Annotated in this window: 10 protein-coding genes; 8 read left to right on the top strand and 2 right to left on the bottom strand. The window is 63.6% G+C overall.

All coding sequences use genetic code 11. The annotated features are described in order from the left end of the window. Position 1: 1 nt before the first annotated feature. A complete protein-coding gene (locus ACFB49_RS14905; protein WP_380872025.1) occupies positions 2–1,576 on the bottom strand; it encodes an L-serine ammonia-lyase in 1,575 nt (524 codons plus the stop codon). 288 nt (positions 1,577–1,864) lie between these two features. Between ACFB49_RS14905 and ACFB49_RS14910 the strand changes: the two genes are divergently transcribed. The 6 genes from ACFB49_RS14910 (at position 1,865) to ACFB49_RS14935 (ending at position 10,555) form a co-directional block, all read left to right on the top strand. After that, positions 1,865–2,965, top strand: a complete 1,101-nt coding sequence (locus ACFB49_RS14910) for an HlyD family secretion protein (RefSeq protein WP_380872026.1) — start codon at positions 1,865–1,867, stop codon at positions 2,963–2,965. After that, entirely contained in the window at positions 2,965–5,709 is a 2,745-nt protein-coding gene (gene rbbA, locus ACFB49_RS14915) for a ribosome-associated ATPase/putative transporter RbbA (RefSeq protein ID WP_380872027.1), read from the top strand. The genes ACFB49_RS14910 and rbbA overlap by 1 nt, the downstream gene beginning before the upstream one ends. 1 nt (position 5,710) lies before the next feature. Then, a complete protein-coding gene (locus tag ACFB49_RS14920) occupies positions 5,711–6,838 on the top strand; it encodes an ABC transporter permease (protein ID WP_380872029.1) in 1,128 nt (375 codons plus the stop codon). A gap of 12 nt (positions 6,839–6,850) precedes the next feature. Beyond that, positions 6,851–8,290: an efflux transporter outer membrane subunit gene (locus ACFB49_RS14925; protein WP_380872030.1), complete on the top strand. Its 1,440-nt coding sequence runs from the start codon at positions 6,851–6,853 to the stop codon at positions 8,288–8,290. Positions 8,291–8,355: 65 nt separating this feature from the next. Further along, complete coding sequence (locus ACFB49_RS14930) at positions 8,356–9,324, top strand: phosphate acetyltransferase (RefSeq protein WP_380872031.1); 969 nt, start codon at positions 8,356–8,358, stop codon at positions 9,322–9,324. A gap of 49 nt (positions 9,325–9,373) precedes the next feature. Next, positions 9,374–10,555, top strand: coding sequence for an acetate/propionate family kinase (locus tag ACFB49_RS14935; protein WP_380872032.1), 1,182 nt, complete (start codon positions 9,374–9,376; stop codon positions 10,553–10,555). Between the two features lie 5 nt (positions 10,556–10,560). Here the strand turns inward: ACFB49_RS14935 and ppk2 are convergent, their stop codons facing one another. Beyond that, a complete protein-coding gene (gene ppk2 / locus ACFB49_RS14940; protein ID WP_380872033.1) occupies positions 10,561–11,370 on the bottom strand; it encodes a polyphosphate kinase 2 in 810 nt (269 codons plus the stop codon). Between the two features lie 512 nt (positions 11,371–11,882). On the opposite strand from ppk2, the gene ACFB49_RS14945 reads away from it, so the two are divergent. Continuing rightward, positions 11,883–12,491, top strand: coding sequence for a DUF4142 domain-containing protein (locus tag ACFB49_RS14945; protein ID WP_380872034.1), 609 nt, complete (start codon positions 11,883–11,885; stop codon positions 12,489–12,491). Positions 12,492–12,503: 12 nt separating this feature from the next. After that, a complete protein-coding gene (locus ACFB49_RS14950) occupies positions 12,504–12,770 on the top strand; it encodes a DUF2171 domain-containing protein (RefSeq protein WP_380872035.1) in 267 nt (88 codons plus the stop codon). Positions 12,771–12,811: the final 41 nt, after the last annotated feature.

The raw sequence follows: 12,811 nt of genomic DNA on the forward strand, positions 1-12,811 counted from the left end.
CTCAGCAGAGCGTGACCGACAGAGCCAGCCCGCCTTCCGAAGTTTCCTTATACTTCGGATTCATGTCCTTGGCCGTTAGCGCCAACGCCTCGACGACCGAATCGAAGGCCACCCGTCGATTGATCGGAATCTCGTTCTTGGCGATGAGATGACCGGTCCACGCCTTGACCGCCCCGAACGCGCAGCGCTCGATGCAGGGCACCTGGACGAAACCGGCCACCGGATCGCAGGTCATGCCGAGATGATGCTCGAGCGCGGCCGACGCACCATTGGCGATGACGCGGTTCGGGGTGCCATAGGCCTGGCCGATCATCGCTGCCCCCATTGCCGAGGCCACGCCGATTTCTGCCTGACACCCGCCCTCTGCGGCGGCGAGCGTTGCGCGGTGCTTGCAGAGATAGCCGGCGGCCAGGCCGGCCAGCAGCCCGGCACGAAGCGCATCGTCCGATAGCTTGGCGCCGTCGGGGCCAAGCGAATAGAGCACCGCCGGCATCACGCCTGCCGATCCACCTGTCGGCGCAGTGATGACGAGATGGCCGCGGGCATTTTCCTCGGACCCCGCCAGCGCATAGGCGCTGACCAGCCCGATCGCCTGCCGTGCCGGCCCCTCCTGCTTCAGTGCATTGGTATAGACGTCGTGCGCCTTGGTCTTGAGCTTGATCGGTCCCGGCAACGTCGCGGTCGGTGCTGCCAGCCCGGTCTTCACGGTCGCGCGCATCGCGCCCATGATCTTGTCGAGGAAGGCGTTCACCTCCGCCTCGCTCTTGCCGGTGATCGCGACCTCATTGGCCATAATCAACTGCGCTATGCTGATCTTGTCGCGTTCGGCATGGGCGAGCAGTTCTTCCATTGTCTCATAAGGATATTTGGGCGGGTTCTTCTTGGGCGGCGTGTAGCCCTTCCATTCGATGAAGCCGCCGCCGACCGAATAATATTCCTGCTCAAGCAACACCTTGTCGCCCGCCATCAGCTTGCAGGTCATCGTGTTCGGGTGCGGGAAATCGCCCTTGGTCGCGTCGTAGACGATGTCCTTCAGCGAGGCGCTGATCGTCTTTGATCCGAGTTTCACCGGAAAGACCTGGTCGGGATTGGCCGCCATCCCGTCCAGGATCGCCGGATCGATCGTCGCGGGTTCGTTGCCCGCAAGCCCGGCGAGCGACGCACGTTCGGTGCCATGCCCTTTGCCGGTCGCGCTCAGGCTTCCAAAGAGGTGGACCTTGAGTGCCGTCGCCTGGGCGAGCTGGTCCGCCGGCAATTTGGTACAGCGCTGATAGAAATCATACGTAATCCGCATCGGGCCGATCGTGTGCGATGAGGACGGGCCCGGCCCGACCTTGTAGAATTCCTCGGCGGTGGTCATCACCGGTCCCTTGGACTTCCGCACCACTTGAAGATTGGGATCGAGCGGCGGATCCTTGGCCGGAACCTCCGCCGCCAGCGCGGACGGTCTGCCGCCGACCGAAACGATCGCAAGCGCCAGCGCGCTGCGCATCATGAAGGCGCGCCGGTCGGAACCGGCCGGCGGTTCGCTATGGTCCAGTTCGGGAACCGGATATGGTGCGATCATGTCGGCCATCTGGTCTCTCCACGGATGAACAGGAAAGGCCGGTGCAGGCGATATCGCCGAGTCGGTTTACGGCGATCCCCGCACCTGCCGTAACTGTCCGAAATGCCTGATAATTAATTCCATGTCTGCAATTTAAAGTGCTATCATGTGACGGGTAAGGAATAAATCGGTAAATCCCCCTAAGGAATGCGGGGTAACTACCAATATTCCCGCGGGTTCGATAGGGACTAGTCCCGATGTTACTATGAAGCGCTCCATGCCAATCTTGTGACAGGGCTGCCGAATCGGGGTACGGCCATGTCAAAGCGCAACCTGATTTTTATCGCTATCGCCGTTGTGGTGCTGGGCTTCCTTGCCTGGCAGATCTTTGGCGGATCGAAGATCCCCGACGGCTTTGCCGCGGGCAATGGCCGGCTCGAAGCCAACGAGCTCTATGTCGCCGCCAAATATCCAGGCCGCATCAAGGAGGTGCTGGTCAACGAAGGCGACACGGTCGAGGCCGGCCAGGTCGTCGCCCGGCTGGACACCGAGGAGCTTGAGGCACGGCTGCGGCAGGCACAGGCGCAAATCCGCCAGGCGCAGGACAGCGAACGCGTGGCGACAGCGGATGTCGCCGCCAAGCGCGCGCAGATCGACACGCGGCGCTCCGAACTGGCCGCCCGCCAGGCCGACCTCACTTATGCACAGCAGCAGTTCAGCCGGTCCAAGGGGCTGGTCGGCCGCGGTGCGGTGAGCGAGCAGGAGGCGGAAACCGATTCCGCCCGGATGCTGACGACACGCGCCCAGGTGGCCGGCGCCCGGGCCGAGATCGCAACCGCGCAGTCCGATTATGTCGGCGCGCAGGCGATGGTCGGCCGCTCGGGAGCGACGATTGCCGAAGCGTCTGCCGAGGTCGATCGCATCCGCGCCCAGATCAAGGACAGCGTGCTGGTGGCGCCGGTGCGCGGCCGGATCGAGAGCCGCCTGGCCGAAGCCGGCGAAGTTCTCGCCGCCGGCGGCCGCGTCTATTCGATGATCGATCTGAGCGACGTCTATATGTACGTCTTCCTGCCCGAACGCGTGACGGGCAAGATCCAGCTCAACTCGGAAGCGCGCATCGTCCTCGATGCCGCTCCGCAATATCCGATCCGCGCCTTCGTCTCATTCGTGTCGCCGCTCGCGCAATTCACGCCCAAGACGGTCGAGACGCAGGAGGAGCGCCACAACCTCACCTTCCGCGTCAAGCTGCAGATCCCGAAAGAGCGGCTGAAGCAATATGAGGCGCTGGTGAAGGCCGGCACGCCGGGCCTGGGCTATGTCCGCTACGACACGCAGAAGGCGTGGCCCGCCGAGCTCGAACCGCCGGCGAAGATGCCGACCAACCTGTGGCAGCCCACCGGTAGCGCGGCAGGCAAATAATGTCGGACGATCGCCTCACCATCGCCGCGAGCGTGCGGGGGGTCACGCATCGCTACAGGGATGTGGTCGCGCTCGACAATGTCAGCATCGAGATCCCCGCCAACAAGATGATCGGGGTGATCGGGCCGGACGGCGTCGGCAAGTCCACTTTGTTGGGCCTGCTCGCCGGCGTGCGGAAGATTCAGGATGGTGACGTCCAGGTGCTCGGCGGCAATATCGGTGACGCCGCCTTCCGCACCTCGATCGCGGCGCGCGTCGCCTATCTGCCGCAGGGCCTCGGCAAGAATCTCTATCCGACGCTTTCGATCTTCGAGAATGTCGATTTCTTCGGCCGCCTGTTCGGCCAGTCGCGCGAGGAGCGCGAATGGCGGATCGACGATCTGTTCCAGAGCACCGACCTCACCCGCTTCCGCGATCGCCCGGCGGGCAAATTGTCCGGCGGCATGAAGCAGAAGCTCGGTCTCTGCTGCTCGCTGATCCACGATCCCGATCTCTTGATCCTCGACGAGCCGACCACCGGCGTCGATCCGCTCGCCCGCCGGCAATTCTGGGACCTGATCGACCGCATCCGCGAACGCCGCCCCAACATGAGCGTGCTCGTCGCCACCGCTTATATGGACGAGGCCGAGCGGTTCGAGTGGCTGATGGTGATGAACGGCGGCCAGATCCTCGACACCGGCACGCCGGAGGAGGTGCGGACGAAGACCGATTCCACCACGCTCGAGCAGGCCTTCATCAAGATGCTGCCCGAGGAGGCAAAGAAGGGGCATCGCGAGCCGCAGATCCTGCCCTTCAAGCCTTCCGGCGGGCCACCCGCGATCGAGGCGGAGGGTCTGACCCAGCGGTTCGGTGACTTCACCGCCGTCGACCATGTCAATTTCCGCATCGAGCGCGGCGAGATCTTCGGTTTCCTGGGCTCGAACGGCTGCGGCAAGACGACGACGATGAAGATGCTGACCGGGCTGCTCGAGCCGACGGACGGCACCGCCTTGCTGTTCGGCAATCCGATGAAGGGCGGCGATATCGAGGCCCGCCGCCGTGTCGGCTTCATGTCGCAGGCTTTCTCGCTCTATACCGAGCTCACCGTCCGCCAGAACCTCGTTCTCCACGCCCGCCTATTCGATTTGCCGCCGGCCGAGGGCGAGGCGCGGGTCAACAGCCTGATCGAAAAGTTCGGCCTGCAGAATGTGGCGGACACGCTCGCCCAGGATATTCCGCTCGGCATCCGGCAGCGCCTCTCGCTCGCCGTCGCCGTGCTGCACGAGCCCGAGGTGCTGATCCTGGATGAGCCGACGTCGGGCGTCGATCCGGTCGCCCGCGACGGCTTCTGGGAATTGCTGATCCGCCTGTCGCGCGAGGATAATGTCACCATCTTCCTCTCCACCCACTTCATGAATGAGGCCGCGCGCTGCGATCGCATGTCGATGATGCACGCGGGCAAGGTGTTGGCGCAGGGGCCACCCGCAGAGCTCGTCCGTCAGCGCAACGCGCCCGACCTGGAAACGGCCTTCATCGGCTATCTGGAGGACGAGGCCGCCAAGGTCGCCCAGCCGTCGGTTGAGGTGCCAGCGACCGAGGTCGCCAAGACGGGCGAGGAGCAGGCCCATGACGAGCCGGGCAAGTTCAGCTTCAGCCGCGTCTGGGCCTTCGCCCGCCGTGAAGCGATTGAGCTGCGCCACGATACCGTGCGCCTGGCCTTTGCCGTGCTCGGGCCGCTGCTGCTGATGGTGGTGTTCGGCTACGGCATCTCGCTCGACGTCGAGCATCTGAAGTTCGCGACGCTCGACTTCGACAATACGGCCGCCAGCCGATCCTACACGGACTCCTATCGTGGCTCGATCTACTATGACGAACGTGACCCGATCACGAGCTATACCGAGCTCGACCGGCGTCTGCGCAATGGCGAACTGCGGTTCGCACTGGAAATTCCTGCTGGTTATCAACGCGATGTGCAGCGCGGCCGGGCGCCTGTCGTCAATGCCTATATCGACGCCGCCATCCCCTTCCGCGCAGAAACGTCCCGCGGCTATATCGAAAACACGCACAGTCAGCAGGAAGCGTTACTGCGTGACGAAAAGGGTATCCCGCCCATCGCCAAGCCGGCGAATGTCGAGACGCGCGCGCTCTACAACCAGTCGTTCGAGAGCGTCTACGCGATGGTGCCTGGCGACATCATGCTGTTGCTGATGTTGATCCCGAGCATGTTGACCGCGCTCAGCGTGGTTCGCGAGAAGGAATTGGGCTCGATCGCCAATTTCTACGCGGCACCGGCAACGAAGGCCGAATTCCTGTTCGGCAAGCAGCTTCCCTATATCGGCGTCGCACTGATCCAGTTCATCACTTTGGTGCTGCTGGCGGTGATATTGTTCCAGGTGCCGGTGAAGGGCAGCGTCCTTACCCTGATGCTCGGCGGCATCATCTATGTGCTGGCGAGCACCGGCTTCGGCCTGCTGATCTCGGTCTTCGCATCGACGCAGACCGCCGCGATCTTCGCCGCCGCAATCATCACCATCCTGCCCGCCGTGCAATTCTCGGGAATGTTCGTGCCGACCTCGTCACTGACGGGAGGCGCCTGGTTCGCGGCGCAGATATTCCCCAGCACCTACTTCCAGGCGATCGCCGTCGGCACCTTCACCAAGGCGCTCGGTTTCTGGGCGGTGTGGACCAATATCCTGGCGCTGGCGATCATCGCCGCCATTTATTTCATTCTCTCCGCCCTGCTCCTCAAGAAGCAGGAGCCGTGACATGCGCAGCGCCTGGCACATCTTCCATCTGGGTATCAAGGAACTGATCAGCCTCTACCGCGATCCGGTGCTGCTGTTCCTAATTGCCTACACCTTCACCTTCTCGGTCTATACGCCGTCGAAGAGTGCCGTGATGGACGTGGTCAACGCTTCGATCGCGATCGTCGACGAGGATGACAGCCGGGCAGCGCGCGACATTCGCGATGCGATGCTGCCGCCGCTCTTCCTGACGCCGTCGACGATCTCCTTCGCCGAGATCAATCCGGCGATGGACCGCGGAAAATATACCTTCGTTGTCAACATCCCGCCCGATTTCCAGTCGGATATCGAGGAAGGGCTGAAGCCGGAAGTGCAGATCATCACCGATGCGACCGCGATGAGCCAGGCCGGCCGCGGACCGACCTATATCCAGCGCATCATCAACCACACGATCGAGCCTTTCTGGCCGGGCCGCAACGATCCCAACAATCGCCCGCTGATCGAGCTGGAAAGCCGCGCCCGCTTCAACCCCAACATGCAGCAGAGCTGGTTCGTCGCGGTCAACCAGGTGATCAACAACATCTCGGTGCTGGCGATCTTCCTGTGCGGCGCCGCGGTGCTGCGCGAACGCGAACATGGCAATATCGAACATCTGCTCGTCATGCCGCTGCAACCCTATGAGCTCATGTTCGCCAAGATCTGGTCGAACGGGCTGGTGGTGATCGTCGCCGCCCTGCTTTCGCTGTTCATCGTCGTGAAGGGGCTGATCGGGGTGCCGATCGCGGGATCGATACTGCTCTTCGCCTTCGGGCTTGCCGTCTATCTCTTTTCGGTGACGGCGCTGGGTATCATGCTGGCGACCGTGGTCAGGTCGATGCCGCAATTCGGCCTGCTGGCCTTCCCGGTCTTCATCGTCATGAGCCTGCTGTCGGGCGGGCAGACCCCGCTCGAAAGCATGCCGATCTTCCTGCAGAAGGTGATGCAGTTCGTGCCGTCCACCCACTTCGTCAGCTTCTCGCAGGCGGTGCTGTTCCGCAATGCGACCCCGGTGATGGTGTGGCCGGAGCTGTTGAAGATGTTCGCGATCGGGGCCGCCTACACCTTCTTCACGCTCACCCGGTTCAGGAAAATGCTTGCGGCCATCCAGTGAATGGAGGCGATTGTGGTAAGACGTTCGAGGACATTGCTGGCGAAGCCACTGGCATCCGCCCTGTTGCCGTTCCTGGTAGCCGGCTGTGTCATGGGGCCCGACTATCAGAAGCCGGAGATGGCCCAGCCCGACCAGTTCCGCTCGCAGATCAGCGGCACCGATGCGACCTCTTTCGCGGATCTCGCCTGGTGGGAGGTGTTCAACGATACCGCGCTCCAGTCGCTGATCTCCGACGCGCTGACGCACAATTACGATCTTCAGGTGGCGGTCGCTCGCATCGAGCAGGCGCGCGCGATGGTGGGCGAAGCCCGATCGGAAGGGCTGCCACAGATCGGCTATGGCGCCTTTGCCGGCGGCGACAAGACGGTGACGCCGGAAAATGAGCGGATCGACACCGCGCGCTTCGGCTCGATCGGGGGCGCCATCAATGCCGCCTGGGAGCTGGATATATGGGGTCGAATCAAGCGGTCCACCGAAGCCGCCGAAGCCAATCTGCTGGCCCAGGAGGAGGTGCGCCGCGGCGTGATGCTGACCTTGGTCAGCGACATTGCCAGCGGCTATTTCCGTCTGCTCCAGCTCGACCGCGAACTCGCCATCGCGCAGGAAAGCCAGACCGCCTATCGCGACACGCACGGCCTGTTCTCGCTGCGCTATGAAAATGGTCGCGACAGCCGGTTGCCGAGCGAGCGCGCCAAGGCCGCGCTTGATTCAAGTTCCGCCTCTATCGCGGACCTGAAGCGCGAGATCGCGCAGCAGGAAAATGCGCTCAGCGTCCTCGCCGGCGGGTATCCCCGCGCGATCGAGCGCGGCGCACCGCTGACGGCGCAGACAATGCCGCCCAATATCCCTGCCGGCCTCACCACCGATCTGCTACGCCGACGGCCAGACATCCGCAAAGCCGAGCAGGAGATGGTTCGCGCCAATGCCGAAGTCGGTGCCGCGGTCGCCAGCTTCTATCCGAAAATCGGCCTGTCCGCGGTATTCGGCATGATCGGCATCGACGCCGACAATGGACTGGACGGAGATTTCAACTTCTGGCGCGCCGGCGCGGCGCTGTCGGGCCCGCTCTTCACCGGCGGTCGGCTCGAGGCGATCTACAAGGAGCGCCAGGCTTTCTGGGACGAGACGGTCGCGAGCTACAAGCAGACCGTGCTGATCGCCTTCCGCGAAACATCCGACGCGCTCGTCGCCCAGCAGACCTTGGTCGATCGCCGCGCCGCGCTGGAAACCCAGGTCGCGGCGTTGCGCCAGTCGGTCGATCTCGCAATGATCCGCTACCGGGGTGGGCGGGCGACCTATTTCGAAGTATTGGAAGCACAACAACAATTGTTCCCGGCCGAGGATCAGCTCGCCCGCGTCCAGCAAGCGCAGCTCGTTGCCGTGGTCAATCTATACAAGGCCCTGGGAGGGGGATGGAAGCTGACGGACGATCAGTGGGCCAAGCCCGGCTGATCGAGGAGGACGTCCCATGGTCGCAACTGAAAACGGAACCTCAGCCCCGATGATGGAGACCATCAATGCCGGAGCTTGATGCGTCCGCGCGCCGGAACGACGCACATGATAAATATCGCCAACTGGTCGAGCGCGCGCAATCGCAACCGCCCGCGCGGACCGCGGTCGCGCACCCTTGCGACGAGGTTTCACTGGAAAGCGCGGTCGAGGCAGCGAAACTGCGGCTGATCGAGCCGATCCTGGTTGGGCCGGAACGCCGCATCCGCGCGGTCGCCGATCAGGCCGGGCTCGACATTAGCTGCTACGAGATCATGGATTCCAGCCACAGCCATGATTCCGCGGCCAAGGCGGTGGCACTGGTGCGCGAGGGGCGCGCCGATGCACTGATGAAGGGCAGCCTCCACACCGACGAGTTGATGGCCGCAGTCGTGGCGCGCGACACCGGGCTGCGCACCGCACGCCGGGTGAGTCATTGCTTCATCATGGACGTGCCCGGCCATCCCCAACCGTTGATCATCAGCGACGCCGCGGTCAACATCGCGCCGAGCCTCAAGGACAAGATCGACATCGTCCAGAACGCGATCGATCTCGCCAAGGCGCTCGGCGTCGGTGAGGTGCGCGTGGCGATCCTGAGCGCGATGGAGACCGTCAACCCCGACGTGCCATCGACGATCGAGGCGGCCGCGCTCTGCAAGATGGCCGATCGCAAGCAGATTTCGGGCGCGGTGCTCGATGGCCCGCTGGCGTTGGACAACGCCATCAGTCCGGAGGCGGCGGCGGTGAAGGGGATCGCCTCACCCGTCGCGGGCCGCGCCAATGTGCTGATCGTCCCTGACCTTGAGGCCGGCAACATGCTCGCCAAAAGCCTGTCTTTCCTGGCCGGGGCGGATGCCGCCGGCATCGTGCTGGGTGCACGCGTACCGATCATCCTGACGAGCCGCGCCGACGCGCTGCTGACCCGGCTCGCATCCTGTGCGGTTGCGGTCATGCTGGCCGCCGCGCGCCGCGTCAGCGCCGCCGCCGCCCTCCAGTGAGACCCATCCGGCGCGTGCGTCGCCACATGAACTGTTGGAAACCGCCATCATGACCCAGTGCGTCGCGGTGCTGAACGCCGGCTCATCCAGTATAAAGCTGGCTCTCTACCAGCCCGGCGAGACCGAGCCCCTGCTCTATGACGGCCAACTCGAAAAGATCGGCGTCGCGCCCCGCCTTCATATCGCCGACGCGGCCGGCAATTCCGTCGAGGATCGGAGCTGGCCCGACGATCGGCTGGATCATGCGGCGGGAACCCAAGTGATCCTGGAAACGGCGATCCGCCTGCTCGACGGGCTTCCCGTCGCCGGCGTCGGCCACCGCGTCGTCCATGGCGGCACGCAGTTCGCCGCTCCCGCCCTGGTCGACGATGCGGTGCTGGCCGCGCTCGCCGAACTCTCCCCGTTGGCGCCGCTCCACCAGCCCCACAATCTCGCGCCGATCCGCACCATCCGACAGGCCGCCCCGCATATCCCGCAGGTGGCCTGCTTCGATACCGCCTTCCACCAGACACAGCCGCCACTGGCCCAGACCTTCGCGCTCCCCCGCGAGATGACCGATTCCGGCATCCGCCGATACGGCTTCCACGGCCTGTCTTACGAATTTGTCAGCGGGCGATTGCGGACCCTGGCGCCGGACCTAGCCGACAAGCGCGTCATCATCTCCCATCTCGGCAATGGCGCGAGCCTGTGCGCGCTCCATGGCGGCAAGAGCCAAGCGACCACGATGGGCTTCACCGCGGTCGAAGGGCTGATGATGGGCACGCGCTGCGGATCGCTCGACGTCGGCGTTCTCATCTATCTGATGGACGAGCGCGGCATGGATGCCCGCGCGCTGGAGGATCTCGTCTATCGCCGCTCGGGCCTGCTCGGCGTGTCCGGGGTCTCTTCGGACATGCGGGCGCTGCGGGCATCGCAAGACCCGAACGCGGCGGAGGCGATCGACCTGTTCGTCTACCGCATCGTCCGTGAAATCGGCTCGCTCGCGGCGGCCTTGGGCGGGCTCGATGCCCTGGTCTTCACCGGCGGCATTGGCGAGCATGATGCCGAAACGCGGCGGGCCATCGCCACCGGCTGCGCCTGGCTGGGCGTGAGGCTGGACGAGGAGGCCAACCGGCGAGGAGAGGGTGAGATCAGCGCCCCCGATGTCGGGGTAGCGACATGGGTGATCCCGACCGACGAGGAACTTGTCGTCGCGCGCCACACCAGCACCTTGCTGGGTGTGCCCTGGTAGGGCCGTCAGTAACGCTCCGGCACGAAGCGGCGGCCGGCCAAAGTCGCCTGATCGTCATAAGCGCCCTTCTTCGACCGCTTCGGCAGCTTGATGTCGGGATCGGGGAGCTTTTCATAAGGGATGCGGCTCAGCAGATGTGAGATGAAGTTCAGGCGCGCGCGCTTCTTGTCGTCCGAACGCAGCACATACCAAGGCGCGTGAACCGTGTCGGTCGCATCAAGCATCATGTCCCGCGCGCGCGAATAAGCGTACCATTTCTCGCGTGCCGGCAGGTCCATCGGACTCAGCTTCCATTGCCGGAGCGGATCGGTGATGCGGGCCTTGAAGCGCCGCTCCTGCTCCTTGTCGCTCACCTCCAACCAATATTTGAGCAGGACGATGCCGGATTCGATGATGTATTGCTCCAGCTCCGGACAGAGCTGGAGGAAACGGTCATGCTGTTCCTCGGTGCAGAAGCCCATGACATATTCGACGCCGGCGCGGTTGTACCAACTCCGGTCGAAGATCGTGATTTCACCCGCAGCAGGGAAATGCTGCATGTAGCGCTGCATATACATCTGCGTCTTTTCGCGGTCGGACGGCGCGGGTAACGCCACCGTCCGGAAGACACGCGGGCTCACTCGTTCGGTCAAGGCGCGGATCGTACCGCCCTTGCCGGCGGCATCGCGGCCTTCCATCACGATGATGACGCGCAAGCCCTTGTGCTTCACCCATTCCTGCAGTTCGCAAAGCTCGGCCTGAAGGCGGCCAAGCTCCTTTTCATAATCCTTGCGCTGCATCTTTTCGGAGATTTCTGCCTTAGAGCTTTTTGCCATGGCACCGGCCCCCTAAAGTCCACCGGCTCCTTCTATCATATTTCTCCAGCTGTTCGAACGCCTCGAACAATTGTTCGACCTTACAATGATCGGCCTTGAGAAAGGGGTTTGGCATCGGTGAATTGCGGCGAAGTTGAGGAAATTGAAGACTGCCATGGGCGGTCTCCAGGCCCCCGCACGGGATTGCACGACGATCTGAAAGAGCCGGAAAATGGCGGAAATCCGGACGTCAGAGGCGATTATAGCAATGCGATGTCCTGTAGGACAGCGTCACGCGATCGTGCAGCAACGCGCCTGCCACGCGACAGCGCCGCGCCCGGAACGGATATCGAAGCGACCGTAGTGCGACATGAGCGCACCACAACGCGGCAGTGACGCGCAACCGACGCGACAGCGTGACGCTGCATGACATCACACGGCGCCCCGATTCCATCGCGTCGCGAGCGATCTGGCGAATGCAGGAACGGCGTGCAGCATGGCGCGTTGAAACGCCAAAATCATGGAGGCTTAAGATGGTGAGGATCACTGTCGCCACGCCGCTGATCGCGGCGCTGGCGTTGGCTGCATGCGGCCCTAAGGCCGAGCAAAAGACCGACGCTGCCGCCGACAGCGTCGAACAAGGCATGGAGGCAACCGGATCGGCCGTTTCAAACGCGGCATCCGATGTCGCAGCCGCCGTCACACCGACGCCGACCGGTCAGGATTTCCTCAACACAGCCGCGAAAAGCGACGCGTTCGAGATCGCCGCCGCCAAGCTCGCCCAGACCAATGGAGCGTCTGCCGACGTAAAGGCGTTCGCCGCCGAAATGGTGAAAGCTCACACCGATTCCACGGCGAAGATGAAGGCGGCCGCAAGCAATGCGCAACCGGCACTCATACCCGATGCGGCTTTGACCGCCGATCAACAGGAAGATCTGGCCGAACTTGGCAAGCTGAAGGGCGCGAAGTTCGACGAGGAATATATCGACGGCCAGGTCGATGCCCATCAGGATGCGCTGGCCCTGATGCAGACCTATGCAAGCAACGGCGAAGTCGGGCCGCTCCGCGACGCCGCCGGGCAGATCGCGCCTGTCGTCTCGCATCATCTCGATCAAGCCAAGGCGCTGGACAAGACTCGATAGAAGGAGCCGATCATGGCCGATCTGACGCAAATTTCGGAGCATATGGAAATTATCGGCGCCGACGGCGTCCACCTGGGCACCGTCGATCATGTCGAAGGCAACCGTATCAAGATGATCAAGGCCGACAGCGGATCTCACGGCGATCATCATCACTATATTTCAGGAGGACTTGTCGCCGCCGTGGAAGGTAATCAGGTGCGGCTTTCGGGAGCCGGCACCGATGCAGCGCTGCTGGAAGAAGAGGAAGACGGCGGGCCACTGGCCGACAGGCGTTCGTGAAACCAATCTTCGCCTTCAGCATCCATGTGAGCCCGACGGGG

The sequence above is a fragment of the Sphingomonas sp. DBB INV C78 genome (assembly GCF_042693015.1).
GTDB lineage: Bacteria > Pseudomonadota > Alphaproteobacteria > Sphingomonadales > Sphingomonadaceae > Sphingomonas_E.

Bases quoted from the DNA above. Each gene is read 5' to 3' on its own strand.
- ACFB49_RS14945 (WP_380872034.1), top strand. From the start codon at position 11,883: ATGGTGAGGATCACTGTCGCCACGCCGCTGATCGCGGCGCTGGCGTTG.
- ACFB49_RS14950 (WP_380872035.1), top strand. From the start codon at position 12,504: ATGGCCGATCTGACGCAAATTTCGGAGCATATGGAAATTATCGGCGCC.
- ACFB49_RS14910 (WP_380872026.1), top strand. From the start codon at position 1,865: ATGTCAAAGCGCAACCTGATTTTTATCGCTATCGCCGTTGTGGTGCTG.
- ACFB49_RS14930 (WP_380872031.1), top strand. From the start codon at position 8,356: ATGCCGGAGCTTGATGCGTCCGCGCGCCGGAACGACGCACATGATAAA.
- ACFB49_RS14905 (WP_380872025.1), bottom strand. From the start codon at position 1,576: ATGGCCGACATGATCGCACCATATCCGGTTCCCGAACTGGACCATAGC.
- ACFB49_RS14935 (WP_380872032.1), top strand. From the start codon at position 9,374: ATGACCCAGTGCGTCGCGGTGCTGAACGCCGGCTCATCCAGTATAAAG.
- ACFB49_RS14920 (WP_380872029.1), top strand. From the start codon at position 5,711: ATGCGCAGCGCCTGGCACATCTTCCATCTGGGTATCAAGGAACTGATC.
- rbbA (WP_380872027.1), top strand. From the start codon at position 2,965: ATGTCGGACGATCGCCTCACCATCGCCGCGAGCGTGCGGGGGGTCACG.
- ppk2 (WP_380872033.1), bottom strand. From the start codon at position 11,370: ATGGCAAAAAGCTCTAAGGCAGAAATCTCCGAAAAGATGCAGCGCAAG.